General features: G+C 60.7%; 28 protein-coding genes, 1 pseudogene and 1 riboswitch. Of the genes and pseudogenes, 12 read left to right on the top strand and 17 right to left on the bottom strand.

The window, feature by feature from the left end; translation table 11 throughout:
* Positions 1–2 precede the first annotated feature (2 nt).
* Together ACSQ9D_RS16950 and ftsE are read right to left on the bottom strand one after the other, a co-directional pair.
* Entirely contained in the window at positions 3–950 is a 948-nt protein-coding gene (locus tag ACSQ9D_RS16950) for a cell division protein FtsX (RefSeq protein WP_368516298.1), read from the bottom strand.
* Between the two features lie 55 nt (positions 951–1,005).
* On the bottom strand, positions 1,006–1,665 hold the full coding sequence (ftsE, locus tag ACSQ9D_RS16945; RefSeq protein ID WP_436283860.1) for a cell division ATP-binding protein FtsE: 660 nt from the start codon (positions 1,663–1,665) through the stop codon (positions 1,006–1,008).
* A 203-nt stretch (positions 1,666–1,868) separates the two neighbouring features.
* Here ftsE and ACSQ9D_RS16940 point away from each other — a divergent pair, with 203 nt between their 5' ends.
* From ACSQ9D_RS16940 to ACSQ9D_RS16930, 3 genes are all read left to right on the top strand, one after another.
* Positions 1,869–2,498 carry a hypothetical protein gene (locus ACSQ9D_RS16940; protein WP_436283158.1) on the top strand — a complete coding sequence of 210 codons (630 nt, stop codon included), beginning with the start codon at positions 1,869–1,871 and terminating at the stop codon, positions 2,496–2,498.
* A 64-nt stretch (positions 2,499–2,562) separates the two neighbouring features.
* Entirely contained in the window at positions 2,563–3,105 is a 543-nt protein-coding gene (gene hpt, locus ACSQ9D_RS16935) for a hypoxanthine phosphoribosyltransferase (RefSeq protein WP_024316197.1), read from the top strand.
* Between the two features lie 118 nt (positions 3,106–3,223).
* A complete protein-coding gene (locus ACSQ9D_RS16930; protein ID WP_007789408.1) occupies positions 3,224–3,583 on the top strand; it encodes a response regulator in 360 nt (119 codons plus the stop codon).
* A gap of 327 nt (positions 3,584–3,910) precedes the next feature.
* Here ACSQ9D_RS16930 and ACSQ9D_RS16925 read toward each other — a convergent pair whose 3' ends face one another.
* The 6 genes from ACSQ9D_RS16925 to argH all read right to left on the bottom strand — a co-directional run bounded on the left by ACSQ9D_RS16925 (position 3,911) and on the right by argH (position 10,814).
* Positions 3,911–4,360: a hypothetical protein gene (locus tag ACSQ9D_RS16925; RefSeq protein ID WP_436283157.1), complete on the bottom strand. Its 450-nt coding sequence runs from the start codon at positions 4,358–4,360 to the stop codon at positions 3,911–3,913.
* A gap of 177 nt (positions 4,361–4,537) precedes the next feature.
* Positions 4,538–4,870, bottom strand: a complete 333-nt coding sequence (locus ACSQ9D_RS16920; protein ID WP_436283156.1) for a hypothetical protein — start codon at positions 4,868–4,870, stop codon at positions 4,538–4,540.
* Positions 4,871–4,989: 119 nt separating this feature from the next.
* Complete coding sequence (locus tag ACSQ9D_RS16915) at positions 4,990–7,686, bottom strand: TIGR02302 family protein (protein ID WP_436283155.1); 2,697 nt, start codon at positions 7,684–7,686, stop codon at positions 4,990–4,992.
* A 174-nt stretch (positions 7,687–7,860) separates the two neighbouring features.
* Positions 7,861–9,129, bottom strand: a complete 1,269-nt coding sequence (lysA, locus tag ACSQ9D_RS16910) for a diaminopimelate decarboxylase (RefSeq protein WP_436283154.1) — start codon at positions 9,127–9,129, stop codon at positions 7,861–7,863.
* 12 nt (positions 9,130–9,141) lie between these two features.
* The gene (gene lptM, locus ACSQ9D_RS16905; RefSeq protein WP_436283153.1) at positions 9,142–9,336 is read right to left on the bottom strand and encodes an LPS translocon maturation chaperone LptM; all 195 of its coding nucleotides are present in this window, start codon (positions 9,334–9,336) and stop codon (positions 9,142–9,144) included.
* A gap of 77 nt (positions 9,337–9,413) precedes the next feature.
* Positions 9,414–10,814 carry an argininosuccinate lyase gene (argH, locus tag ACSQ9D_RS16900; protein ID WP_436283152.1) on the bottom strand — a complete coding sequence of 467 codons (1,401 nt, stop codon included), beginning with the start codon at positions 10,812–10,814 and terminating at the stop codon, positions 9,414–9,416.
* 41 nt (positions 10,815–10,855) lie between these two features.
* On the opposite strand from argH, the gene tlpA reads away from it, so the two are divergent.
* Entirely contained in the window at positions 10,856–11,518 is a 663-nt protein-coding gene (tlpA, locus tag ACSQ9D_RS16895; protein WP_436283151.1) for a thiol:disulfide interchange protein TlpA, read from the top strand.
* Positions 11,519–11,773: 255 nt separating this feature from the next.
* Positions 11,774–12,304, top strand: a complete 531-nt coding sequence (locus tag ACSQ9D_RS16890) for a hypothetical protein (RefSeq protein WP_436283150.1) — start codon at positions 11,774–11,776, stop codon at positions 12,302–12,304.
* 117 nt (positions 12,305–12,421) lie between these two features.
* Here ACSQ9D_RS16890 and ACSQ9D_RS16885 read toward each other — a convergent pair whose 3' ends face one another.
* Entirely contained in the window at positions 12,422–12,544 is a 123-nt protein-coding gene (locus ACSQ9D_RS16885; protein WP_436283896.1) for a hypothetical protein, read from the bottom strand.
* Here ACSQ9D_RS16885 and ACSQ9D_RS16880 point away from each other — a divergent pair.
* From ACSQ9D_RS16880 to nrdF, 5 genes and pseudogenes are all read left to right on the top strand, one after another.
* Positions 12,513–12,643 (top strand): annotated as a pseudogene (locus ACSQ9D_RS16880) (TlpA family protein disulfide reductase); the annotation flags it as partial. The gene ACSQ9D_RS16885 and the pseudogene ACSQ9D_RS16880 overlap by 32 nt on opposite strands.
* Before the next feature lie 116 nt (positions 12,644–12,759).
* Positions 12,760–12,984: riboswitch (cobalamin riboswitch) on the top strand.
* Positions 12,985–13,228: 244 nt separating this feature from the next.
* A complete protein-coding gene (nrdH, locus tag ACSQ9D_RS16875; protein ID WP_368516296.1) occupies positions 13,229–13,450 on the top strand; it encodes a glutaredoxin-like protein NrdH in 222 nt (73 codons plus the stop codon).
* Between the two features lie 10 nt (positions 13,451–13,460).
* Positions 13,461–13,856 carry a class Ib ribonucleoside-diphosphate reductase assembly flavoprotein NrdI gene (gene nrdI, locus ACSQ9D_RS16870; RefSeq protein WP_436283149.1) on the top strand — a complete coding sequence of 132 codons (396 nt, stop codon included), beginning with the start codon at positions 13,461–13,463 and terminating at the stop codon, positions 13,854–13,856.
* On the top strand, positions 13,844–15,997 hold the full coding sequence (gene nrdE / locus ACSQ9D_RS16865; protein WP_436283148.1) for a class 1b ribonucleoside-diphosphate reductase subunit alpha: 2,154 nt from the start codon (positions 13,844–13,846) through the stop codon (positions 15,995–15,997). Before nrdI ends, nrdE begins: the two co-directional genes overlap by 13 nt.
* Before the next feature lie 18 nt (positions 15,998–16,015).
* Complete coding sequence (gene nrdF / locus ACSQ9D_RS16860) at positions 16,016–16,990, top strand: class 1b ribonucleoside-diphosphate reductase subunit beta (protein ID WP_436283147.1); 975 nt, start codon at positions 16,016–16,018, stop codon at positions 16,988–16,990.
* Positions 16,991–17,882: 892 nt separating this feature from the next.
* Here the strand turns inward: nrdF and ACSQ9D_RS16855 are convergent.
* From ACSQ9D_RS16855 to ACSQ9D_RS16825, 7 genes are all read right to left on the bottom strand, one after another.
* Positions 17,883–18,764 carry a 3-hydroxybutyryl-CoA dehydrogenase gene (locus tag ACSQ9D_RS16855; RefSeq protein ID WP_436283146.1) on the bottom strand — a complete coding sequence of 294 codons (882 nt, stop codon included), beginning with the start codon at positions 18,762–18,764 and terminating at the stop codon, positions 17,883–17,885.
* 148 nt (positions 18,765–18,912) lie between these two features.
* Positions 18,913–19,854, bottom strand: coding sequence for an electron transfer flavoprotein subunit alpha/FixB family protein (locus tag ACSQ9D_RS16850; protein ID WP_436283145.1), 942 nt, complete (start codon positions 19,852–19,854; stop codon positions 18,913–18,915).
* A gap of 23 nt (positions 19,855–19,877) precedes the next feature.
* A complete protein-coding gene (locus tag ACSQ9D_RS16845; protein WP_436283144.1) occupies positions 19,878–20,627 on the bottom strand; it encodes an electron transfer flavoprotein subunit beta/FixA family protein in 750 nt (249 codons plus the stop codon).
* A 171-nt stretch (positions 20,628–20,798) separates the two neighbouring features.
* Positions 20,799–21,587: a rhomboid family intramembrane serine protease gene (locus ACSQ9D_RS16840; protein ID WP_436283143.1), complete on the bottom strand. Its 789-nt coding sequence runs from the start codon at positions 21,585–21,587 to the stop codon at positions 20,799–20,801.
* Positions 21,588–21,628: 41 nt separating this feature from the next.
* The gene (locus ACSQ9D_RS16835; RefSeq protein WP_436283142.1) at positions 21,629–22,207 is read right to left on the bottom strand and encodes a cob(I)yrinic acid a,c-diamide adenosyltransferase; all 579 of its coding nucleotides are present in this window, start codon (positions 22,205–22,207) and stop codon (positions 21,629–21,631) included.
* A gap of 25 nt (positions 22,208–22,232) precedes the next feature.
* Positions 22,233–22,436 carry a twin transmembrane helix small protein gene (locus ACSQ9D_RS16830; RefSeq protein ID WP_436283141.1) on the bottom strand — a complete coding sequence of 68 codons (204 nt, stop codon included), beginning with the start codon at positions 22,434–22,436 and terminating at the stop codon, positions 22,233–22,235.
* A 20-nt stretch (positions 22,437–22,456) separates the two neighbouring features.
* Positions 22,457–23,290 (bottom strand): SDR family oxidoreductase, encoded by an 834-nt coding sequence (locus ACSQ9D_RS16825; RefSeq protein ID WP_436283140.1) that lies wholly within the window; start codon positions 23,288–23,290, stop codon positions 22,457–22,459.
* 77 nt (positions 23,291–23,367) lie between these two features.
* Between ACSQ9D_RS16825 and ACSQ9D_RS16820 the strand changes: the two genes are divergently transcribed.
* Positions 23,368–24,282: a YihY/virulence factor BrkB family protein gene (locus tag ACSQ9D_RS16820; protein ID WP_436283139.1), complete on the top strand. Its 915-nt coding sequence runs from the start codon at positions 23,368–23,370 to the stop codon at positions 24,280–24,282.
* On the opposite strand, the gene gluQRS is transcribed toward ACSQ9D_RS16820, so the two are convergent.
* Positions 24,247–25,128, bottom strand: coding sequence for a tRNA glutamyl-Q(34) synthetase GluQRS (gene gluQRS, locus ACSQ9D_RS16815; protein ID WP_436283138.1), 882 nt, complete (start codon positions 25,126–25,128; stop codon positions 24,247–24,249). The genes ACSQ9D_RS16820 and gluQRS overlap by 36 nt on opposite strands.
* Between gluQRS and ACSQ9D_RS16810 the strand changes: the two genes are divergently transcribed.
* A complete protein-coding gene (locus ACSQ9D_RS16810) occupies positions 25,127–25,813 on the top strand; it encodes a DNA-3-methyladenine glycosylase family protein (protein WP_436283137.1) in 687 nt (228 codons plus the stop codon). The two genes, gluQRS and ACSQ9D_RS16810, sit on opposite strands and share 2 nt — an antisense overlap.
* The last annotated feature ends 91 nt before the right edge of the window (positions 25,814–25,904 follow it).

Genomic DNA, 25,904 nt, shown 5'->3' with positions numbered 1-25,904 from the left:
GCTCAATTCACGAGCCCATCGGCGCGTGTCGGATCGGAACGCAGCGTGTCGATCTCGTAAATGGTTCGCATCACCGTCAGCCGGGCCGTGAAGGTCGTCAGCAGGGCGATGACGATCATGGTGGCAAAGATGCCGGCATAGCCAAGCGCACCGACCGAAAACGTGCCGAAGAGAGCGGTTGCCTGGTCCGTCTGCGGGGTGGCCAGCGTGTGGCTCTGCAGGAAGCCGGCGGTCATGAAGAAGAGCGCGGCAAGGGCGCTGCCGACCGCTGATCCCTTGAGGCTGATCTTCAGAAAATGCTTCTGGAACTCTGTGGCGACAAACGAGCTTTCCGCGCCGACGAAGTGAAGCACCTCGACGATGTGGCGATTGCCGGACAGGGCGCCACGGGTCGCGAAAACGACGGTCAGCACCATCGCCGAAAAGACCAGCAGCAGGATGCCGGTGCCGATCATGACGGTGGTGTGGGCCATCGAAACCAGCCGGTCGACCCAGGTGCGGTGGTCGTCGAGCGAAGCCTGCGGGATGCTTTCCTTGAGCAGCGAGCGCATTGCCTCGAAATCGGGCGGGTTGTTCTCATCGATGGTGATGATCACAAGCCGCGGAACAGGCAGTTCCTTGATGTCGAGCCCGGTGCCGAGCCACGGCTCGAGCAGACGGGCTGTTGCGGCCTCGTCGACAATCTGGCCGTCCTTTGTCCCGACAAAGGTGAGCGCGAGATCTCGCGCCTGTGTCAGCGTCTTGTCCATGTCCAGACCCTCGTCGGGCCTGATCTGGATGGTGATCTCGCGGGAAATCTGGCTCTCCCAGCTTGCCGCCGTGGAGCGGACCATGCTGACGCCGCCGAGTGTCAGGCAGGCGAGGAAGGCCATGATGGCAATGACCACCATCAGCGCGTTGCCCTGGATATTGGCGGAAGGCAGGATCGGCGCCGTCGGGCGCACCTTCATCTCCGGCCGCTTCTGGCCTTGGGGAGCGGCCTCTGCCGGCGGTTTGGGGGCAGCTTTAGTCATGGATTTCGAGATGCCCTTCCGACAGAATCATGCGGCGGGCTTCCACTTGGTCCATCAGCGCCAGATCGTGGGTCGCGATGACAACCGCCGTGCCGAGACGGTTGAGTTCGAGGAAGAGATTGAGCAGACGGCGGGCCATCGGCGGATCGACGTTCGCGGTCGGCTCGTCGGCCAGGAGAATCTCGGGACGGTCGATCAGGGCGCGCGCGATCGCGGCGCGCTGCTTTTCGCCACCTGACAGAACCGGCGGCAAGACGTTGATGCGCTCGCCAAGACCAACCCATTTCAGAAGCTCAAGCACATCGGTCTTGTAGGAGCCTTCGTCCTTGCCGCGAACACGCAGCGGCAGCGCCACGTTTTCGTAGGTGGTCAAATGGTCAAGCAGACGGAATTCCTGGAAGATGATGCCGACGCGGCGCCGCAGCAGTGGCAGCTCGGGGCGCGGAATATCGGAAATGTCGCGCCCGAACATGCGGATCAGTCCACGGGTCGGTTGCAGCGAAAGAAACAGCAGTCGCAGCAGCGTGGTCTTGCCGGCGCCCGAAGGCCCCGTCAGGAACTGAAACGATTTTTTCGGAATGTCGAACGTCAGGTCCCGGAGAATTTCCGGCCCCATCCCATAGCGCAAACCGACATTTTCGAAGTGGATCAACGGCAGATCAGTCTTTTGTTTGTTCACCGCACGACTTGTTAACCAACACCATTAACAACCAGTAAATTTTACCGGAAAGACGCCGCTTTGATGGCGATCTTTGCGAAGCATTAACCATTAAAATTTACGACTGAGCAGGATTCGTTTCAATCCCGGATTTCCGTCCGGCCTGAAACCATGTGGACACCGGAAAGGCCGTCATCATGACCTCCTCCTCGTTCAGACGCCAGGCGCCCAGTCACGCCTATGATTTTCTGCCGCCCGAACCGACCAAGCGTGAGGCCCGCCGAACTCGCCCGGCCGATGTTGCCGATGCCGAATTCGTGGTGATTACGAACGGTCGTACCCGGGGCTTTGATGCCCGCAGCTTCAATGACAATCGCCAGCGTCCTTGGCAGTCGTCGAGCACATCGGCGTTCATTCGGATGGGCGAAGCCTGGTTGCAGCAGGCATCGGTCAAGACCTTTGCCGCGCTCGTACTTGCGCTTTCGTTGCTGGTGTTCGGCCTCTTCGGGGGTTTCTCCGGCCTCTCGCAAAGCGAGGCTGGATCAACGGACTCGCCGCTGCATTTCTCGCACGTCACCATGGCGCCCCGTGATGCGAACGGAATGCGGGTATTGCTCGTGAATGGCATCATCGACAATCAGAGCGGTACGACACAGGTCGTGCGCCCCATCCGCGCCGACTTTTTTGCCGGTGAGCAGCTGACGGCAAGCATCGTCATCAACCCGCCTGCGGATGTCATCTACGGTGGCCAGAGCCGCGGGTTTTCAACGAGAGTCCAGTACGCGGGTGGAAAAATGCCGGAAGTCCGGCTTTCGTTCATGCCGTAAGGGGTGTTTCGTTCCGCTGTTTGTGGTAACGGCTTGTGCGTCTATTCATGGAGCAAGCCTTCTTATGCCCGTCGTGCGCGGAAAAAACATCGAGCCACTCTTCACCGCTGAGCAGATTGCGGAACGCAACCATGCCATGGCGAAGCAGATTGCAGCGGGACCCACGAAGGATCTGCTGGTCATTGCCGTGTTGAAGGGCTCGTTCATCTTCGCCGCCGACCTCATCCGCGCGCTGCACGACAGCGGCCTGGCGCCCGAAGTCGAGTTCATCACGCTGTCGAGCTACGGCACCGGCACGGTTTCGCAAGGTGTTCGAATCGTCAAGGATATCGACAGCGATGTGAAGGATCGCGACGTTCTTCTGATCGACGATATTCTGGAATCCGGCCGCACGCTGCTGTTTGCCAAGGAACTGCTCTATGAGCGCGGCGCACGCCACGTCACCATTGCCGTGCTTCTCGACAAGAGCGTGAAGCGCAAGGAAAAGCTGGAAGCAGACTATGTCGGCTTCGAATGCCCCGACTATTTCGTCGTCGGCTACGGAATGGATGTCGCCTATGCCTTCCGCGAGCTTCCATTTGTCGGCGTCGTCACTGGCGACGCCTGAATGTGCCGGGATAAGACGGGTTGTTAACCATCCCGTCCATCCCTTGCCGCCGTTTACCGATCGCAAAGGAAAGTCGTGTGATTTCCGTTGCGGGGCATGAAACGGAGTGATGCACACCATGGCAAAAATTCTGATTACGGAAGACGAGGACTCCCTGCGTTCTTTCGTAGCCCGCGCTTTGCGTCTTGACGGTCATGAGACCGAAGAAGCCGCCGACGGTGCGGAAGGACTGGAAAAACTCAGAGACGGCGTCTACGACCTGCTGCTCTCGGATATCCGCATGCCCGTTATGGACGGCATCGAACTGGCGCACCAGGCAAAATCTGCCTTCCCGGCGCTGAAAATACTGCTGATGACCGGCTATGCGGAACAGCGCGAACGCGCTGACGACCTGGCGGAAAAGATCGTCGATGTCGTCTCGAAGCCCTTTGCGTTGCCCGATATCCGCAAGGCAGTCGCGCGTGCGTTGGCCGCCTGAGCGCGTCACGATCTTTCTGATTCGCTTGTCGCGCTTTCGCTCGTCTATCTTGGGAAGCCATGTCTTTATCCCGAAACCGGGTTCCATTTTCGGTCTTGAGGGGGTCATTTCCTGCGCCCTTCCCATATCCCTCTCCTCATCCTGGGCCTGACCCTCGGTGGGAGGATCGAGCTGATCGAGAAGACGAATCCGGGTTGGCGGGACTTGTATCTTGAGCTGCGGTGAGGGGTGTTTGGGTCCTCGGGTCAAGCCACCAGCAAACGACGGCCTATTGCTCTTCGATCTTCCCTCAATCCCGGGAGTTACGTCAGGCACTGCCTCGGCTGTTCAGCTCTCGTCGGGAATGAACTTGCCTTCGTAGCGTACGCGGAAATTGCGTCGCTGGAAGTCCTGCTGAAAGCACACGAAGATCAGTTCGATATCGGCCAGGCTATCGCGCTTGTGGAGCAGGCTGAGGGTTACGACGATGACGCCGGCATAGCCGCGCGTCAGCCTGAACGCCGCATTGCGGATGGCATTGGCTTCGGCATCCTGCCGATCGTCACGCCGCTCGTAGATCACCCAGAAGCGGCAGATGTCCCATGTCGAACGAAGGATCTCCGTGATCTCCGCCTGGAACTGTTCGGCGTGCATGCCGGGAGACCAGGAGAGAGTCCGCTCGCCTTCGTCCGCTACGACGTTGAGGTAGCCATCGTATTCGCCGGTTCGGGAGAGTGCTTTCTCGATCAGCTCAAATGCTGCGTTTTCACCGATTACCGTCTTGAAGAGAATTGCCATCGAATCGCTATCGTTATTCACTTACAGCGTGACATTACGAAGCTTTTGCCAGGCAGGGCTAGCCTCGGCGATAAATTTGGAGGTTGGCGTCTACGATGTCATGCGTATGGTTATGCCATCGTCTCGCTGCATGGGAGGCGATGGCATGATCGACAAGATTCCATCCCTCGCGGCTTCTCAATAGTCGGGGCAAGCCGGATTTATGGTCGTTCCACTGTTCCCGCCCTGCGTCTGCAGCGTGCCAGGAACCGGCCGCGGCGGGCAATTGACTGGTCGCCGTGCTCTGGAGCCGTTGGACGAAATGCTCCCTGTCGTCTCCATGCTATAGGGAGCCGGTCGGTAGGCATTCGATCCGCGCCAGCTTCGGCTCGATTCGTAGCCGTCGGCAGCCATGGTCCTGCCGCCGCTGTTGGTCGTGGCGAAACCACCGATATCCATCGCGCTTACTGTGCTTGCAGCCATGCCGAATCCAAGAGCGACAGCTGCGATCAGCTTCAAATCCGTTCTCATGGAAATACCCTCAACTCGTGCCCAAACGACGCGCGATCTCGCGTCACAGTAGACATAGGTATCTGCGGCGTGGAGGCAGCGAATCTCACGCTATTGTGACCTGAATTGGCACAGTTGGGTTACTGGATGTCCAGCAGCCGTTCCAGGTAGCGCCGTTCGATCTCCTGCGGCGGGTTGTTGCCGAGCTTTTCGCGAATGGCGTCCAGGATCTCGCGGGCGCGCTGCACATCGATTTCGTCGGGCACCTTCACCTGATCGCCGAAATCAGGTCCTTCGGCGCGGCGTGGACGGCCAAGCGGGTCGCGGCCGTTCTGGTTGCCTTGCCCGACCTGACCCTGCGGACCCTGTCCCTGTTGGCCCTGCATTGCCTGCATCATCTGGTTCATCATGTCGCGCGCGCCTTGGCGCAGCGCCTCCAGCGCACGTCCCTGGCCTTGGATCGCAGGTTCACCGTGGCCCTGGCCGAGCTCGCGTCCGGCGCCTTCCATTTCGCGCTGGGCCTGACCGAAGCCCGGACCGGGCTTGATGCCCATGTCGCCAAGACCCTTCTGCAACTCGCCGAGCTGCTTGCCGAGTTCGTCCTGGCGCGAACGCAACTGCTTTAGGGCCTCGCGCAGCTGCTCGGCCGTCATCTGGTCGGAAGGCGACTGTCCCTGCTGATTTTGGCCCTGCTGGTTTTGGCCTTGCTGGTTCGGGTCCTGACCCTGGCCTTGCTGACCCTGTTGCTGATCCTGCTGCATGCCGTCATTGTCCATCGGCATGTCGTCGAGCAACGGATCGTTCATGCCCATGTTGGGATCGCCGCGCTGCATGCGGTCCTTCAGCTGCTGGTCCAGCTTGAACGTCTCTTCCATCAGTTTCTGCTGGTCGCGCAGGATCTGGCCGAGCTTGTCCATTTGCTGGCGCATCTGGCTGTTGTCCTGGCCTTGCTGCCCCTGCTGCGGCCTGCCGGCCTGCAGGTTGTTCATCATTCGCTGCAGCTCGGAGAGCATCTGCTGGGCAGCGTCCCGATTGCCCGAGCGTGCGAGATTCTCGATCTGGTCCATCATCCGCTCCAGATCCTGCTGGCGAATGATGTTCTGGGCGTTCTGGTTCGGCTGCATCGGCGCATTCTGCATGCGCTGGGCAAGCTCCTTCATATATTCCTGCATCGCCTTGCGAAGCTCGTCCATGAGCTTCTTGATCTCGGGATCAGGTGCATTGCGCTGCAGGGCATCGGCCAGGTTCTGCTGGGCGTTGCGCAGGTTGCGCTCGGCCTGCGAAAGATCGCCGTCCTCCATGCCGACCGCGATATCCCAGAGGTAATCGGCGGTGTCCTTCATCGCTTCGTCGCCCTTGGTGAGCTTCATGCGTGTCAGTGCGGATTGCAGCAGCAGGTAATTGGTCAGGCTCGGGATCGTCTCTTCCGGGCGGAGCGTCAGTGCTTCGTTCAGCGCGATCGCTTCCGGCATCTTCCGGGTATCGAGCGAGAAGACCTGCCGTTCCTCGGCCACGGCCGCGGCGAGAGGCTCGTTGAACGGGCGGGCGGGCAGCGTCATCTCGTGCGGCGGGCTGCGACCGGTCTGGCCAGCGGCGTCCTTGGCAACAAGGGTGATGCGGACCCGCTTACCCGAGAGTGGGTGCTCGGTAAGGTTCTTGCTAGTCACGCCTTTGGCGTCGCGCGAATTGCGGCGGGGGATATCCAGGCGAAAGTCGGGCAACGGGTAGAGCGGCGTTGCGGTCGGCTCGGTGTCGACAGGAACGATCTCCGCACGCGCTTCCTGTACGCCGTAGTCGTCCTTGATGGTGAAGCCGATTTCGAGCGCACCGTTGACCGTCGGCTTCGGCACGCCATTGAAGGCGATCTCGGGCGCCTTGTCAGGAATAACCTCAAAACTCCACGTGCGGCCGTTGACCTCGAGCTCACCGTTTTCCTCGAGCTTCATCAGATGCGTAGCGGCCGACGCAGCGGGGGGTGCAGCCGTTCCTTCAGTCTGCGTCGCCGCCGGAGGCACGGGCTGCTTGGCCGCTTCCTGAGGCGCGATGTCCTGTGCCTCGCCATTCTCATGCCGGAAGACGACCTTCTCGGCGGTCTTGCCGCCGCTGACACGGACCGTAAGGTTCGAGAGTTCGGGAACGCGGATCGCCGCCTGCTCGGTGCCGTTTACCGTCAGGTAGATCGGTGCGCGACCGGTATAGGAGGGTGGCGTGACCCAGGCATCGATGCGCACGGCAGGATCGATGGCTTGCGGTGCCGGCCGCGGCAGCAGCGCGTCGGTGATCGAGCCGCCGTTCGTCGATAGTGAATAGGCAAAACCCGTCACCACAAGCAGGGCCGGGATGGCACGCAGCGCCATTCTGTCGTGGGAGGCGATGTCGGGACGCGGGAAGCCGGTGTCGAGCGCCGCGATCTTCTCCGCCATACGCGTCTGGTGTTCGCGCCAGAGGGCGCGCGTGAAGGGCGTGTCGGTGGCGGGCTCGTCTTCCTGAACGGCCACCGGCTGGTGCTGCAGGCCGTTGCGCTGTTCGAGCAGCCGGTCGGCGGCGGCTGTGTCGGGCCAATGAAGCCGGCGCAGGGGAAGAAGCGTTGCGAGAGAGGCAACCGCGAAAATGATCAGCAGCGCCACGCGGACCCAGTCGGGCGCGTAGCGGAAGACACCGAACCACGACGCTGCCAGATAGAGCGCCACAACCGACAGGATCGGCAGGAGCAGGGGCAGTATCTGTTCGGACAGCAGGACCAGGCGCGCCAGAAAGCGCTTCGCCGCAACCAGCCGAGCCAAGGACGGCCTCAGGGCAAATGCACCGCGTTTCTCGCTGCTGGAGCGCTTATTCAATCCGGTCTCCGCGAGCTGGCGTTCGAGGGCAGAGTGCACATCCGGCGATTGCCGGCGGCAATTCGCTCTCGGTCAAGGATAACATTCTTTGTGGCGAAGGCGAGGGCAAGCGCCGGCCAATGTCGGATTTTCACGGCTCTTCGCCAAAAAGTGATGCCATCACCGAGAGCGTGATCACCCCAGCCAGGTCGGGACGGAATCGAGGCCAATGAGCTCTTCGTAGGTCCCGCGCGGACGAATCACGTGGAAATCGCTACCCTTGACCAGCACTTCGGGAACAAGAAGGCGGCTGTTGTAGGTGCCGGCCTGCACCGCGCCATAGGCGCCGGCGGAGCTGATAGCGAAAAGATCGCCGGGTTTCGGCATCGCCATTTCGCGGTCGAGCGCCAGGAAATCGCCGGTTTCGCAGACGGGGCCGACAACATCGGCCTTGATGCGCGGCGCGTTTGCTGCGGAGATCACGACGGGGCGGATCTCATGATGGGCTTCATAGAGGGTCGGGCGTATGAGGTCGTTCATTGCGCCGTCGACGATCACGAAGGTCTTTTCGCCGCCGTCCTTCACGTAGATCACTTCGGTCACCAGGATGCCAGCATTGCCGACGATCAGGCGGCCGGGCTCGGTGACGATCTTGCAGTTCAGTTCGCGCAGCTGGCTCTTGACGATTTCGGCATAGGCTTCCGGATGCGGCGGCGGGTTGTTGTCATCCCGGTAGGGGATACCGAGGCCACCGCCGACATCGACGTGATGGATGTCGTGGCCGTCGGCGCGCAGCATGCTCACCAACTCGCGCAGTAGCTTGAAGGCGTCCTCGAACGGCTGCAGTTCGGTGATCTGGCTGCCGATATGCATGTCGATTCCGGTCACTTCGATGCCGGGCAGGGTCGCAGCGCGGGCATAGACGGCGCGGGCGCGCTCCCAGGAGATGCCGAACTTGTTTTCCTTCTTGCCGGTCGAGATCTTAGCATGTGTCCTGGCGTCGACATCGGGATTGATGCGGAAGGAGACAGGTGCCCTTTTCCCCGATTTAATGGCGCGCTGATTAAGGATCTCGAGTTCCGGCTCGGACTCGACATTGAAGCAGTAGATGCCGGCCTCGAGCGCAAAATCCATTTCGCGCGGTGTCTTGCCGACGCCGGAAAACATGATGCGCGATGCCGGGATGCCGGCGGCGAGCGCGCGGCGCAGCTCGCCTTCGGAGACGACGTCGATGCCGGCGCCGAGATTGCCGAGCGTCTTCAGCACGGCCTGATTGGAATTCGCCTTCATGGCGTAGCAGACCATGGCGTCGACATCGCTGAATGCTTCGGCGAACACCCGATAGTGGCGCTCGAGCGTCGCCGTGGAATAGCAGTAGAAAGGTGTGCCGACGGCCTTGGCAATCTCGGGAACGGGAACGTTTTCGGCGTAGAGGACGCCGTCGCGATACTGGAAATGGTTCACGTCAGTTGCCTCTTAGAGAAGCGGATCGATGATGAAGGGTCTATCCGCGGTGCCTGGCTGCGGCGTCGGTTTCGACGAGTCGCCGGTCTTCGTTGCGTTCGCGCTCGGCGGATCGAGATCGCCTTTACGACCGCACCCGGCGACGGCAAGGCCGATCACGGCGAAAACAACCGTCAGGCGGACGATCTGCGGCAAGCTCTTCTGCATGGAATTCCTCTTGGAGCGGCACTGGTGGACACCTTCATAGCGAAGTTTATCCACCTTGTGCACCCTGATTGTTGAGGTCAGTTGCGGGCGCGCCAGTAGGCGATCTGCTTGCGCACTTCCTCAGGTGCCGTGCCTCCAAAGCTCTTGCGGCTTGCAACCGATGCCTCGACCGTCAGAACGTCGTAGACCTTGTCGGTAATGGCCTGATTGATCGCCTGCAGATCGGCAAGCGACAGTTCGGCGAGATCACAACCTTTACTCTCGGCAAGCGCCACGGCGCGGCCGGTCACATGGTGGGCGTCGCGGAACGGCAGGCCGGCCTCGCGCACCAGCCAGTCGGCAAGGTCGGTGGCAGTCGCGTAACCGGAACCGGCTGCGGCCTTCATGCGCGCGGTATTGATCGTCAGGTCGCGGACCATGCCGGTCATGGCAGCGATGGCCAGCTCCAGGCTCTCGGCGGCGTCGAAGACCTGCTCCTTGTCTTCCTGCATGTCCTTGGAATAGGCGAGCGGCAGGCCCTTCATGATGGTCAGAAGCGCGATCAGCGAGCCGTTGATCCGGCCGGTCTTGGCGCGCACCAGTTCGGCGGCGTCGGGGTTTTTCTTCTGCGGCATGATCGACGAGCCGGTGGAGAAGGCATCCGACAGGCGCACGAAGCCGAATTGCGGGGTCGACCAGATGACGATCTCTTCGGCCAGACGCGACAGGTGCATGCTGCAGATGGCGGCCAGCGCCAGGAATTCGATGGCGAAATCGCGGTCGGAGACGGTGTCGATCGAGTTGCGGGTCGGTTCGCGGAAGCCGAGCGCCTTGGCGGTCATGTGGCGGTCGATCGGATAGCCAGTACCGGCCAGCGCCGCCGCGCCGATCGGGCTTTCGTCGAGATGCTCGATGGCATGGCGTACGCGCGAGCGGTCGCGGCCGAACATTTCGACATAGGCCATGCAGTGATGGCCGAAGGTGACGGGCTGCGCCGTCTGCAAATGCGTGAAGCCTGGCATGACGGTTTCGGCATGCTCTTCGGCGCGGTCGAGGAAGGCGGCGATCAGGTTGGTCAGCAGTTGCTCGGTCTTCACAAGCTCTTCCTTCACCCAGAGGCGGAAGTCGAGCGCGACCTGGTCGTTGCGCGAGCGGGCGGTGTGCAGGCGGCCGGCGGCTGGGCCGATCAGCGTCGCGAGCCGTGCCTCGACATTCATGTGAATGTCTTCGAGCTGGCGGGAGAATTCGAAATTGCCGCTTTCGATCTCTGACAGGATCGTGTTTAGCCCGTTGACGATCTTGTCCTTATCATCGGACTGAATGATACCCTGGTGGGCGAGCATGGTGGCGTGCGCGATCGAGCCGCGGATGTCCTGTGCAAACAGCTTCTTGTCGAAACCGATCGAGGCATTTATCTCCTCCATGATCGCATCTGGGCCGGAAGCGAAACGTCCGCCCCACATCTGGTTGGAGGATTTGGTGTCCGTGCTGTCGGCCATGAAGATGCCTGCCTTGAAGAACGCGTGTCTCGGAGAACGAAATGACGACAAGAACGCCCCTGCGCCTGCCATCCCTCAAGCTGATCGGGATCGCGGCCATCGCGGGCATTATTGCCGGTGCGGCAGCGGTTTACATCAGGGAAGCCGGGTCTGGCAATGGCGGCGCGCAAACGGCATCGGGCGAATGCGCGGCGGCGAAGGACGTCGCCGCCAGGATTTCGCCGCTCCTGAAGGGCCAGGTCGCAGCAATGGTTGCCGCCGACGAGCACCGCAAGCTCACCACCATCGCCTTCAAGGGCGCCGACGGCAAACCGATGACGCTCGACAACTTCACCGGCAAGACCGTGCTCTTCAATCTCTGGGCGACATGGTGCGTACCCTGCCGCGAGGAAATGCCGGCCCTGAACGCGCTGGAGAAGGAGTTGGGCAGCGACAGGTTCCAGGTCGTTCCCGTCAACATCGATACCGGCGACGACGAGAAACCGAAAGCTTTCCTGAGCGAGATCGGCGTCGATGCGCTCAAGCTCTATCGCGACAACACGATCGAGGTGTTCAACAGCCTGAAGAAGAAGGGCCTGGCGTTCGGCCTGCCCGTCACGCTGCTGATCGACGACAAGGGCTGCCTGATCTCTGCCATGAACGGGCCGGCGGCCTGGGATAGCGAAGATGCCAAGGCGCTGATCAAGGGTGCGGTGGGGTCGTGAGTGTCGACAACTTAGAATACTCCCTCGAAAGACGCCACACGACCACCGATATTGAAGGCCCATTGCGGACCTTGCCGTGCGGCGCTAGATTGTGAACGAGACGACGTCACGTGCTTAGCGCGCATAAGTCGAACCTGCGACGGAAGGAGACGGCGTCTCCCAAGCTTTTGAAGCTTTAGCTCGCTTCGCTCAGGCGGCAGGCGAGCCCTATCGAACGCAAGTCAGTTTACTGGTGCGACAGCGTAGGAGGCGTAGATGGCAATTTCGCGCAAGCAGGCAGAACGTTTGCTAACGGCGGACGAATGGCAACTCGTTCAAAAAACCCACCATCCGGCAATGCAGGGCCTGCCGGATGCTGATCTCTCGGACCTCGCCAAGCGAATACGTGAAAGGCGCGATCGTGCGCAAAGCGAGGCGAATAGACAGCGCAGGGAAATTCGAGGCAAGGCCCAACCCAAAGGGGCGACGCCAGCGCGCAAGGATACCGGCACGAGAGCCAAACTCGAAGTTCTGGCAATGGGCGTGCGTAGTGTAAATGCCGAACAGGCTCGTCGGCGTAGAATGCTCGCTAAAGTTCAGATGGTCGAGAACATGCGAGCCGTGTTGGCGCGAAAGAGTGAAGCGAAAAGCGAGAAAGACGAGTCATTTAACGCACGCCAGGCTCATGCAGGCATGCACTCGATCGAAAGTTCAAAGCGCAAAAATCTCATCCGTCCTATGGAGCGAGGTAGAATGCGGAAGGCTGGCGCTGTTTCACAGGCAAAGCGCGACGCCCGTGGCGTATAGGCGTTGATGGTTTTTGCCAGGTCACTTCATCAGCTTATCGATCTGGTGTGAGAGGCTAACCTCAAATAGCAGGAATGGAACCCGACATCTCGTGGATCCGCGAGATCATTTGGCGTCTCAGCGGGTCGGGACCGGCGTTTCGCCGCGATAGTCGTAGAAGCCACGGCCGGACTTGCGGCCGGGCCAGCCGGCCTCGATACGTGGAGTCGGCCTGCCCGTCACGCTGCTGATCGATGACATGGGCTGTCTGTCTCCGCCATGAACGGCCCCGCGGCCTGGGACAGCGAGGACGCCAAGGCGCTGATCAGCGACGCGATGCAGATCGAATACTCTGCTTAGCTCCAATTTTCGATCCAGGTCGATCCGTCCGACACGCCTGCGGAGAGGCATTGCGATTTCCCAGACTTTCACCGGCTGGTGTGAACATAGCCATTGACGGGAAATTAACCTCATATACTATATGTAGTGTTCGAGGTTCTTCAGATTCGCAAGGATCGGAAGCTAAGACGGGAATACGGTGCGCGACGTCCATGACGGGCCGAGCAATGCCGGAGCTGCCCCCGCAACTGTAAGCGGCGAGCATTCGTTCGACAAAGCCACTGAAGTCTTTGATTTTGGGAAGGCGAGAATGAGCGCTATGACCTGCAAGCCAGGAGACCTGCCTCGATCAGCAACGTCCACGGGCGGGGTGTCCGGACGGCGAGCGTTGGATTGCGCATGATGTCGCGTCTTCGCTTCCGCCAATGCCCCGCATGAGCCACTTCGGGGTGAAGTCTTAGGTCCTTGAGTTTCGATTTGCATCTGCGCGAGTGACGGGCATTTAGCGCGCCCGGCAATCGGCAACAGCTGTCTTCATTTGTCGCACGGACATCGGCGGATGTCCGAACGATCCCTTATGCCTTCCTGATACACGAGGATATATTGATGAGCATTACCGTTTACAGCAAGCCCGCCTGCGTCCAGTGCACCGCGACCACCCGCGCACTCGACCGCCAGGGCATTGATTATACCGTGATCGACGTTTCCACCGATACTGCGGCCTACGAACTGGTGCAGGGCCTCGGCTATCGCCAGGTGCCCGTGGTCGTCGCAGGTGAGCAGCATTGGGCCGGGTTCCGCCCCGATATGATCAGCGCGCTGGTGTGAGGCAAGGACGATGGGCGAGATCGTCTATTTTTCCAGTCGGTCGGAAAACACCCATCGCTTCGTAACAAAGCTGGGTCTGCCGGCCCAACGCATCCCGATCGGCGGCGACGCTAACCTTGCGGTTAGCAGTCCTTTCGTCCTGATCGTCCCCACCTATTGCGGCGAAGGCGGCAAGGGGGCCGTGCCCAAAAAGGTGATCCGCTTCCTCAACGACGCGGAAAACCGTTCGAACATCCGCGGGGTCATCGCCGCGGGCAACAGCAACTTCGGAGCGACCTTCGGGATCGCCGGCGACATCATCTCCGCCAAGTGCCAGGTGCCATACCTCTACAGGTTCGAGCTGCTGGGCACGGCGGCGGATGTCGACAACGTCAGACACGGATTGGAACGATTTTGGACACGCTAACGCTCGATCGACCCTTGAAGGCATCAGAAGCCGCGCTCGACTACCACGCCCTCAATGCCATGCTGAACCTCTATGACGAGGACGGCAAAATCCAGCTCGACAAGGATCGGCTGGCGGCCAAGCAGTATTTCCTGCAGCATGTGAACCAGAACACCGTCTTCTTCCATAACCTCAGGGAAAAGCTCGATTACCTGGTGACCGAGGGCTATTACGAGCAGGAAGTTCTCGACCAATATTCGTTCAACTTCGTGCGCGATCTCTTCGACCATGGCTATGGGAAAAAGTTCCGCTTCCCAACCTTCCTCGGGGCATTCAAGTATTACACCAGCTATACGCTGAAGACCTTCGACGGAAAGCGCTATTTGGAGCGCTACGAGGACCGCATTTGCATGGTTGCCCTGACGCTGGCCCGCGGCAACGAAAACCTCGCCCGTCATATGGTCGATGAGATCATCGCCGGGCGGTTTCAGCCCGCGACGCCGACCTTCCTCAATGCCGGGAAGAAGCAACGCGGCGAACTCGTCTCCTGCTTTCTCCTGCGCGTCGAGGACAATATGGAGTCGATCGCGCGAGGCATCAATTCGGCGCTTCAGTTGTCGAAGCGCGGCGGGGGTGTTGCACTCTCTCTGACCAACCTGCGGGAAGCAGGTGCTCCGATCAAGCAGATCGAGGCTCAGTCTTCCGGCGTCATTCCTGTCATGAAGCTTTTGGAAGATTCGTTCTCTTACGCCAACCAACTCGGCGCACGCCAAGGGGCAGGGGCAGTCTATCTCAATGCGCACCATCCCGACATTATGCGCTTCCTCGACACCAAACGCGAAAATGCAGATGAGAAGGTCCGGATCAAGACGCTGTCGCTCGGTGTCGTCATTCCCGACATTACCTTCGAGCTCGCAAAGAACAACGAGGACATGTACCTGTTCTCGCCCTACGATGTGGAGCGGGTCCATGGCGTGGCTTTCACCGAGATTTCGGTGACGGAAAGGTACCGCGAGATGGTGGCCGACAGCCGCATCCGTAAGAAAAAGATCAAGGCGCGCGACTTCTTCCAGGTGATCGCCGAAATCCAGTTCGAAAGCGGCTATCCCTACATCATGTTCGAAGACACGGTGAACCGCGCCAATCCGGTCGCCGGCCGCATCACGATGAGCAACCTTTGCTCGGAAATCCTGCAGGTGAGCGAGGCGAGCGAGTTCAACAATGATCTCTCCTACAAGCATATCGGCAAGGACATCTCCTGCAACCTCGGCTCGCTCAATATCGCTGCGGCGATGGATTCCACCGACTTCGGCAAGACGATCGAGACTTCGATCCGCGCGCTGACCGCCGTTTCCGACCTAAGCCATATCGCCTCGGTGCCGTCGGTCGAAAAGGGCAATGACGAGAGCCATGCGATCGGCCTCGGCCAGATGAACCTGCACGGCTATCTCGCCCGCGAGCGCATCTATTACGGTTCGGACGAAGGCGTCGATTTCACGAATATGTATTTCTACACGGTGACCTACCATGCCGTCCGTGCGTCGAACCGGCTGGCGGTGGAGCGCGGCACGAGCTTCAAGGGCTTCGAGAACTCGAAGTATGCAACCGGCGAATACTTCGACAAATACACGGAGCAGGCCTGGGTCCCGGCAACCGAGCGGGTCAAGGAACTCTTCGAGACGGCGGGCATCGATATTCCGGCACAGGAAGACTGGCTGGTGCTGAAGCAGGCGGTAATGACCTCGGGCCTCTATAACCAGAACCTGCAGGCTGTTCCGCCGACCGGTTCGATCTCCTACATCAACCACTCGACGTCCTCGATTCATCCGATCGTCTCGAAGATCGAAATTCGCAAAGAGGGCAAGATCGGGCGCGTCTACTATCCGGCGGCCTTCATGAGCAATGACAATCTCGAATATTATCAGGATGCCTATGAGATTGGGCCAGAGAAGATCATCGACACCTATGCGGCGGCGACCCAGCATGTCGATCAAGGGCTGTCCCTGACGCTGTTCTTCCGTGACACGGCAACCACCCGCGACATCAACCGGGCGCAAATCTACGCCTGGAAGAAGGGCATCAAGACCATCTACTACATCCGCCTGCGCCAGATGGCGTTGTCCGGCACCGAGGTGCAGGGCTGCGTTTCCTGCACACTTTGACTTTGCGAGGACGATCCAATGAACATCCAAATCAAGCCCGCAAGTCGCGTGCGCGCCATCAACTGGAACCGTGTCGAGGACGACAAGGACCTCGACGTCTGGAACCGCCTGACCGGAAACTTCTGGCTGCCGGAAAAGGTGCCGTTGTCGAACGACATTCCGTCCTGGGCAACGTTGAAGCCCGACGAGCAGCAGCTCACCATCCGGATTTTCACCGGCCTGACGCTTCTCGACACGATCCAGAACTGCGTCGGCTCGGTGACGTTGATGGCCGATGCCGCAACGCCGCATGAGGAAGCGGTACTCTCCAACATCTCCTTCATGGAGGCAGTCCACGCACGCTCGTACTCGTCGATCTTCTCGACGCTTTGCCTGACGCCTGATGTCGACGACGCCTATCGCTGGTCGGACGAGAACGAGTTCCTGCAGAGGAAGTCAGCGCTGATCATGGAGGAATACGCCTCCAACGACCCACTGAAGAAGAAGGTTGCCAGCGTCTTTCTCGAAAGCTTCCTGTTCTATTCCGGCTTCTATCTGCCGATGTACTGGTCGAGCCGCGCCAAGCTCACCAACACGGCTGATATGATCCGCCTCATCATCCGCGACGAGGCGGTCCACGGCTACTATATCGGCTACAAGTTCCAGCGCGGTGTGGAGCGGCTGTCCGAGGCGCGTCAGCAGCAGATCAAGGATTTTGCGTTCGACCTGCTGCTCGAACTCTACGACAACGAGACGAAATATACCGAGGCGCTCTACGATGGCGTCGGGCTCACCGAGGACGTCAAGAAGTTTCTGCACTACAACGCCAACAAGGCGCTGATGAACCTCGGCTACGAGGCGCTCTTCCCGCCGGAAGCCTGCAAGGTCAATCCGGCGATCCTGTCGGCGCTGTCGCCAAACGCCGACGAGAACCACGACTTCTTCTCCGGATCAGGATCCTCCTATGTCATCGGCAAGGCTGTCTCGACCGAAGATGAGGACTGGGACTTTTAGGCGGGGCTATCATTGGAAAAATCCTGTCTCGATTTTCCCGCTCGGCCAACGGGCGAAGGAGGAAAAGCGCGGACTGGTGCGCGGGCTGCGGCCGGGCTACCAGATCCCCGTTTCGGCTTGGAAAGGAGAAGGCCGAGCAGCTGGAGGACGATCTGGGCGAGGCCGCGCCGGCAAAGGCTGGACCAAGGCAGAGCTCCCCGACCGACGAGCACGACCAGACGCCCGCCGTGCTGTATGGAAGCCGAGGAGCCGCTGGAAGCCGCCATTGTCGCCGGCAGGTTCAAACAGGGGCAGAAGGCACGGAAATCCGTTGAGGCCACTGGCGTGGCTTCACAGCATGGATCTGGTTTCCACGGCCGATCGCGATTTTCCCCGCTCGCCGGCTCATGCCTACAATCCTCCCGCTTCCGTCGCCGGAGCGAGACCCTCGCGGGCAGGCGGGGGCCGGCGCCTTGCCGGAAGCTGTAACGTGCAGCCGAACGCAGGGGGTGAACGCCCGGGCGGCGGTGTCAAAGACCGCTGCCGTCACAAGTCTCCCCCGGATGTTCCAGCATCCGGTTTGGTTCAGCCATGCAAGTTCGGACGAAATGCCCTGACGCAGCCAGACGAGGCGATCACCTGAAGGGACCGGAAGACCCGAAGAACGCCGAAGGCCACGCAAATGCGGAGGCACATTGGAATAGCTTTGAGAGGTTCCGCATTCGCGTGGGCTCTCTGGACTGCACTTTGATGCTGCAGGCGAATGGCGCTGTGCGGAGGTGAACTTGTGTCTGATCGGTTTGGGTGGGTCTCCCGAAAACGGCGACAGGTTCGGGATGGAGGCATGCCTAAAGGCAAAAACGAAAGCGCGACAAGCCAATCTGAAAGCGATTCCGAGAGAGCGTCCCGCGCTTTAGCGGGTCGGGACCGGCGTTTCGCCGCGATAGTCGTAGAAGCCGCGGCCGGACTTGCGGCCGAGCCAGCCGGCCTCGACATATTTCACGAGCAGCGGGCAGGGGCGGTACTTGGAGTCGGCCAAGCCGTCGTGCAACACCTGCATGATCGACAGGCAGGTGTCGAGACCGATGAAATCGGCCAGCTGCAGCGGCCCCATCGGATGGTTGGCGCCAAGCTTCATCGCGGTGTCGATCGCATCGACGGTGCCGACACCCTCGTAGAGCGTGTAGATCGCTTCATTGATCATCGGCAACAGGATGCGGTTGACGATGAAGGCCGGGAAATCCTCGGCGACCGTCACCGTTTTTTCCAGCGAGGCGACGAATTCCTTGGCGGTGGCGAAGGTGCCCTCTTCCGTGGCGATGCCGCGCACCAGCTCTACCAGCTTCATCACCGGCACCGGGTTCATGAAATGGATGCCCATGAAGTGCTCGGGGCGGTCGGTGGCGGAAGCGAGCCGGGTGATCGACAACGAGGACGTGTTGGTGGCGAGGATCGCTTCCGGCTTCAAGACTGGACAGACCTGGGCGTAAATCTTTCGCTTGACGCTTTCGTCTTCGGTCGCAGCTTCGATCACGAGATCCGAAGCGGCGAGATCGTTGATGTCGGAGGAGCCGGAAATCAGGGCGAGGGTGGCGGAGCGCTCGTCGTCCGTCATCTTGCCGCTCGTCACATGGCGGGCGAGGTTGCCGTTGATGGTGGCGAGACCATGCTGGACGCGTTCGTCGGAGAGATCGTAGAGCTGGACCTTATAGCCCGCATCTGCCGAAACCTGTGCGATGCCGCAACCCATCTGGCCCGCGCCGATGATACCAATCGTCTTCAACACCGCACTCATCTCCAAACCCCCGCTCGGCATACGCCCCTGCGCTACCGCATTTTTCTAACAAAACTGCCGGGCAAATGATTGCCCGGCAGAAGTAGTAGCCCTTAAAATGATAATTTTCCAGTCATTCGCAAGTGCGAAATGAAGGCATCTGCTCGGTTCAAAGCGCCTTCTGCAGTTCCGGCAGGGCTTCGAACAGATCGGCGACGAGACCATAGTCGGCAACCTGGAAGATCGGCGCCTCTTCGTCCTTGTTGATGGCGACGATGACCTTCGAATCCTTCATGCCGGCGAGGTGCTGGATGGCACCCGAGATGCCGCAGGCGATGTAGAGATCGGGCGCCACCACCTTGCCGGTCTGGCCGACCTGCCAGTCGTTCGGCGCGTAGCCGGCATCGACGGCAGCGCGCGATGCGCCGACGGCGGCACCGAGCTTGTCGGCGACAGGCAGGATGACCTCCCTGAACTTCTCGGCAGAACCGAGCGCCCGGCCACCGGAGATGATGATCTTCGCCGAGGTCAGTTCCGGACGGTCGGAGGCAGACAGCGCGTCCTTGACGAACGTCGACAGGCCCGGGTTTTCGGCGGCCGCAATGGTTTCGACCGGGGCGGAACCGCCTTCTGCTGCTGCAGCAAACGAGGCGGTACGCACGGTGATGACGCGTCTGGCGTCGGTTGCCTGTACCGTCTGGATGGCGTTGCCGGCATAGATCGGCCGCTTGAAGGTGTCGGCGGAGACCACCTCGATGATCTCGGAGACCTGCGCGACGTCGAGGAGGGCGGCCACGCGCGGCATGACGTTCTTGCCGGTCGAGGTGGCGGCGGCGATGATCGTGTCGTAGCTGCCGGAAAGCTGGACGATCAGGGCTGCCAGGGGCTCGGCGAGATTGTTGGCGAGGCTTGCATCCTCGGCAACCAGCACCTTGGCAACACCGGAAAGCTTGGCAGCCTGCTCGGCAGCAGCCTTGGCACCGGCGCCGGCGACGAGAACATGCACGTCGCTTGCCTGTTCATTGGCAATCTTGGCGGCCGCCGTCAGCGTCTTGGCGGTCTGGTCGGAGAGGTGGTTGCCGTCGTGATCAGCCAGAAGAAGAATGGCCATGGTCGTATTTCCTTTCTCGAACCTTAGAGGACGCCAGCTTCGGTCTTGAGCTTCTCGACCAGCTCGGCGACCGACTTGACCTTGACGCCTGCCTTGCGGCCGGATGGCTCCTCGGTCTTCAACACCTTGAGGCGCGGCGCGGTGGAAACGCCGAAGTCAGCCGGGCTCTTTTTGTCGAGCGGCTTCTTCTTCGCCTTCATGATGTTCGGCAGCGAGGCGTAGCGCGGCTCGTTGAGGCGTAGGTCCGATGTGACGACGGCCGGCAGCTTGATCTCGATCGTCTGCAGGCCGCCATCGACTTCGCGGGTCACCTGAGCCTTGCCGTCACCGATCTCGATCTTCGAGGCAAAGGTCGCCTGCGCCGTGCCGAGGAGGGCCGCCAGCATCTGGCCGGTCTGATTGCTGTCGTCATCGATTGCCTGCTTGCCTGTGATGATGAGGCCCGGCTGTTCGGCATCGACGACGCCCTTGAGGATCTTGGCAACCGCAAGCGGCTCTAGCGTCTCGTCGGTCTCGACGAGGATGGCGCGGTCGGCACCCATGGCAAGCGCGGTGCGCAGCGTTTCCTCGGCCTTGGCAGGGCCGATCGAGACGACGATCACTTCCTCGGCCTTGCCGGCTTCCTTCAGCCGTAGCGCCTCCTCGACCGAGATCTCGTCGAACGGGTTCATCGACATCTTCACATTCGCGAGCTCGACGCCTGTGCCATCCGGCTTCACGCGGATCTTCACGTTGTAATCAACCACCCGCTTCACGGGGACGAGAATTTTCATGGGGTCCTTCCTTCAACTCTTTCGCCAAGAAAATGCGCGTTTCGGCGCTGCTCCGATTGTCGAATGGCGACATGGATACGCGTTTTTCCTCCAAACACAACGCTTCCATGACGCAGACAGGCAAATTGATCCCGTGAATATATTACGTTTACGTTCACGTCAATATTGGAGTTATTGCTTGTCCCAGGGAAGGCGCGCGCGCAACTGTTGACCGGGCGCCACGACCATTGTCGGGTTGGGGATGGGCCGGTCGCTGACGGCCTTCGGCGTGACGACTTCTCGATCAAAGAGAGGGACGCCGCGGCGGCGCATGACAAGGACCAGCAGGCCGCCGGCGACGATGCCGCCGACGTGTGCCCCCCAGGAAATACTGCCATCGGGTTCGATTAGCAGCATCACGAATTGTTGGCCGATCCAGAGAAGGAGAGGAACGAAGGCCGGCAATGGCAGGGGCACGCGCATCAGCACCAGGACCCAGACCTTCACACGCGGATGCAGCACGACGTAAGCCGTGACCACGCCTGAAATTGCGCCGGAGGCGCCCACAAGCGGCGCTTCCGATGTCGTCCCCACCAGGCCGTGGAAGAGCGCACCGGCGGTCGCGCAGAGCAGATAGAAGGCAAGGAAGCGAAGATGCCCCATCGCGTCCTCGACATTGTCGCCGAACACCCAAAGGAAGAGCATGTTCGACGCGAGGTGCCAGAAGCCGGAATGCACGAACGAATAGGTGATGTAGGTCAGCGGTTCCGGCGTGAAGGCCAGCGCCGGCTCCAGCGTCGCATAGTGAAAGGCGACCGCCGGAATATAGCCCAAGCCAACGATCGTCGCCTGCGACGCAGATGGGCTGGCGACGACACCAGTGAACAGCCAAACCGCGACATTCAGCGCGATCAGCGCCATCGTCACCCACTGGACCTTGATATGCTTCAGCGTATTGGCATCGTGCAGTGGTATGAACATGAAGCCTGCCCCCGGCGTTCGCGTCACATAGTCGGGGGAGCCTACCTGTTTTTTCCCGGAACCCAAAGCACATCCGCATGGCCACGGTCATTGGCGTGGCGGGCGGCGACGAAAAGGAAGTCCGAAACGCGGTTGACGTACTTCAATGCAGCGTCGCTGACGACCTCGCCATGTGTCCGGGCAAGTTCGACCATCAGCCGCTCCGCGCGGCGTGCGATCGTGCGGGCGAGATGAAGATGAGCAGCAGCCGAGTGCCCGCCCGGCAGCACAAAGGACTTCAAAGGCTGCAGGTCTGCGTTCAACTCGTCGATGTCGGTCTCGATACGCGCGACTTGGCTATCGACTATGCGCAGCGGTTCGTGTGCCGGTGGCTTGCGATCATCCGGCGTTGCAAGGTCCGCACCAAGGTCGAAGAGGTCATTCTGGATCGACGTCAGCATTCTCTCCAGGACGGGCATGCCCTGCATATGAAGCCGCGCGACGCCGATGGCGGAGTTGGCCTCGTCGATGGTGCCGTAGGCCTCGACGCGCAGATCGTATTTCAGTCGCCGAGGCCCTGAAACAAGCGCGGTCGTGCCGTCGTCACCTGTCTTCGTGTAGATTTTGTTGAGCCTTACCATGTCTATCCCCCTCTCTCCTTCCGCCTTAGCTAGGGCGGCCGCCACCGGTCAGCCAGAGCGTCAGCATGATCAGGAGCACGGCGATCGCCTGCAGCAGTACGCGCAGCTGCATCAGCTTGTTGGAAAGGTTCGGATCGCCGCCCTTCATCATGTTGAAGAGGCCACGAATCAGCACCAGGGCGACGATGCCCATGACGATGATCGCGAGGATGTAGGTGACCGTGGACATGCTGGCTCTGGCTTTCTTGATTAGTCCACCAAGCGCATCAGGCGGTAGAAAAGGTCTGCGGGCAGCAGCCTTTTCAGCACCATACCCTGCTTTGCCGGCGTGGTTACGGGGTAATGTGGTTTCGGATTGTTCGAGTTCAATGCGTGCTTCAACACGGCATAGACGGCATCCGGACCGAGCTTATGTCGATTGGGACGGCCCGAGCCGTCAAGGCGTGCAAGCTGACGGCGGTAATCTGCCGCATGCACGGAGTTCTTCACGTCGATATGTTCGTTGAGTTTTGCAAGCGCGTTTGCCGTGAAGCGGGAGGCAATCGGCCCGGGTTCGATCAAGCTCACATGAATTCCGCTGCCCTGCAGCTCCATGCGAAGGCTGATGCTGAGGCCCTCGAGAGCGAATTTGGAAGCGGTATAGGCGCCGCGGAACCGGTACGGCACGACGCCGAGGATCGATGAGCACTGGACGATCCGGCCTTGGCCACGCTTGCGCATCAGTGGCACGACCTGGCGCGTCAATTCGTGCCAGCCGAAGACATTCGTTTCGAACTGAGCGCGCAGGGCGTCGGTCGGAAGATCCTCGACGGCGCCGGGCTGCCCGTAGGCGCCGTTGTTGAACAACGCGTCGATACGCCCGCCTGTCAGCGCGGTCACGTCGCGCACGAGATCCGAAATCGTGTCGCCGCGCGTATAGTCCATGCGGAAGGCCTCGATGCCGTCGGCTTCCAGCGGCGCCAGGTCATCGAATTTGCGCACGGTGGCAAAGACCCGCCAGCCGTCGGCCTTCAGCGCGCGGGCGCAGTATGCGCCGATCCCGGAAGAGCATCCGGTCACGATGATGGTGCGCTGATCCGACATGGAATGATTCCTGTACAAAATGGGAGTGGTTTCCCATATTCGAACGGGCGACACAACGACGAAAGCCGGGAGACGGAATGCCGAAGATAATGCGCATCTTCTATGATGTGGTCTACGACGCTATCTGCCACCTTATTGAAGACGACGGCTTCGCGATGGCGAGCCATGTCGCATTGTCCACCCTTCTCGCCGTCTTTCCGTTTCTCATCTTCGGGACGACGCTCGCGACTTTTCTGGGTGCCGACCAGTTCTCCGACAGGGCGATCCATCTGATCTTCGATACCTGGCCGGAGGCAATCGCCAAGCCACTCGTGGATCAGGTAATCCAAGTTCTGACGGTGCCGCGTGGCGGCCTGCTGACCGTGTCCGTGCTGGCGGCGGCCTACTTCGCCTCGAACGGGGTCGAAGCACTGCGAATTTCGCTCAACCGTGCCTACCGTGTCCAGGAAACGCGGCCGTGGTATCTCACCCGCCTTGCAAGCCTTGGCTATGTCCTGATCGCCGTGATTATCTTTGCGGCTGTCAGCATCCTGCTTGTGGCCGTGCCGCTTGCCCTCGATTATGCGCGCCGATGGTTTCCGCTCTTTGCCGATACCCTTGAGGTCGTCTTCAGCTGGCGCGTCTACGGCACGCTGTTCATGCTGACCGTCGGCCTCTTCGTCGTGCATCTATGGCTGCCGGCGGGGCGACGCCGCGTGTTCGACGTCGTGCCGGGCGTGCTGGTGACGCTGTTGCTCTGGTTGGCGGGGGCCTTGATCTTCGCCTACTATCTCGCGACCTTCGCCAACTACACCGCGACTTATGCGGGTCTGGCATCGGTGATGATCGTTCTGATCTTTCTCTATATGGTCGGCGTCATCTTCATCATTGGCGCGGAGCTCAATGCTGCCCTCCTGAAGTTTCGCGTGCGTGCGATCTTCAAGAACAACTTCCTGGGCGGCGGTCAGGGCAAGACGTCAAAGCCCGACAAGACGGCGGATCTCAGCCGGTGACAGGCCGCGGTCGCGAAGCTCGGCAAGCCCGGTGTCGCTTCGGCTTTTCGAAAGCTTGCGTCCGTCCTCATCGGTGATCAGACGATGGTGGTGATAGACCGGCGCGGGCAGGCCAAGCAGTGTCTGCAGCAATCGATGCACCGAGGTCGAATGAAAAAGATCGAGCCCGCGAACCACGTGGGTGACGCCTTGCAGAGCATCATCCAGGACGACCGAGAGATGGTAGCTCGACGGCGCATCCGATCGCGACAGAACAACGTCTCCAAAGGCACCAGGATCTGTAGCTATCCGGCCACGGTTGCCATCTCCCGTTTCCTCCCAGGAAAGGTGCTCGCCCACGGCCTGCAAGGCCTTCGTCATGTCGAGCCGCCAGGCGTGTTTCAGGCCCGATGTGAGCAGTTGCTGCCGGTCGAAATTAGAGCGCTTGCGATCATCCGGTGGATAGAGCGGCGAGCCGTCAGGGTCCCTCGGCCAAGGCCCGCCATCTGCTTCGGCGGCGTCGACCCGCGTCTTGATCTCGCCCCGGGTCATGAATGATGGGTAGGCGAGCCCTTCGGCAATCAAGCTGTCAAGAGCCGCCTGGTATTCCTCGAAATGCTCCGATTGCCGCCGCACCGGTCGTTCAAAGTCTAGGGCGAGCCATTCGAGGTCGGCATAAATCCCTGCCTCGAATTCGGGTGTACAGCGTGTCAGGTCGATGTCTTCTATACGCAGCAGGAAGCGCCCTTCTGCCGATATCGCCATGTCTCGGTTCAGAAGGGCCGACAATGCGTGGCCAAGATGAAGCGGGCCGTTGGGGCTCGGCGCAAAACGAAAGACAGGCTTTTGACGAGGATTCGCGGTCATGCTTTCTTCTGCCACGGATTCGATAGGATCGCGAGGAAGCGTGTTGATCATTCGCAGCGATGATGATGTGAGGGAGGGGCTGGGGAACCTGCTTCGCCTTGATCCGCGGCTTGCAGCCATTGCGGCCGAGGCCGGCCCCCTCCCTTTGCGGTTGCGCGAACCGGGTTTCGAGGGTCTCGCGCACGTCATCGTCTCGCAAATGGTGTCGCGAGCCAGCGCCGAAGCGATCTGGCGACGGATGCGACCGGTCGAAGGCGTGCTGACGGCGGACAACTACGTGCTTCTCCATCCCGACGCGTGGCGGGAGTTCGGCCTTTCGCGCGCCAAGGCGGAAACGCTGTCGCGCATTGCCGACGCGGTTGCTTCTGGACGCCTCGATCTCCTCGCGCTCTCTGCGTTACCGCCCAACGAAGCGCTGGCTGAGCTTACGGCTCTCAAGGGAATAGGTCCCTGGACCGCCGAAGTCTACTTGATGTTCTGCGGCGGCCACGCGGACGTCTTTCCTTCTGGCGACGTCGCCCTGCAGAGTGCGGTGGCTGCGGCATTCGGTCTCGGCGCCCGCCCGCCTGCCCGCGAGCTGGCGTCGTTGGCCCGTGCGTGGTCGCCATGGCGGTCGGTCGCGGCAAGGCTTTTCTGGGCCTACTATGCCGTCAAGCTCGGTCGCGGCATCTTGCCGATCGACTGAGCGACGGCGCTTTGCATCGCGGCATTGATGCCTGAATTTATTAGACTTCACAATGCCGTCACAACCGGCCTAATATAAGAGGGCAGATGCC

This window comes from Rhizobium sp. LjRoot258, from assembly GCF_964254185.1.
Taxonomy (GTDB): Bacteria; Pseudomonadota; Alphaproteobacteria; order Rhizobiales; family Rhizobiaceae; genus Rhizobium.
The sequence above is the reverse complement of the archived record's forward strand: the minus strand, read 5'-3'. Positions and strand labels throughout refer to the sequence as shown.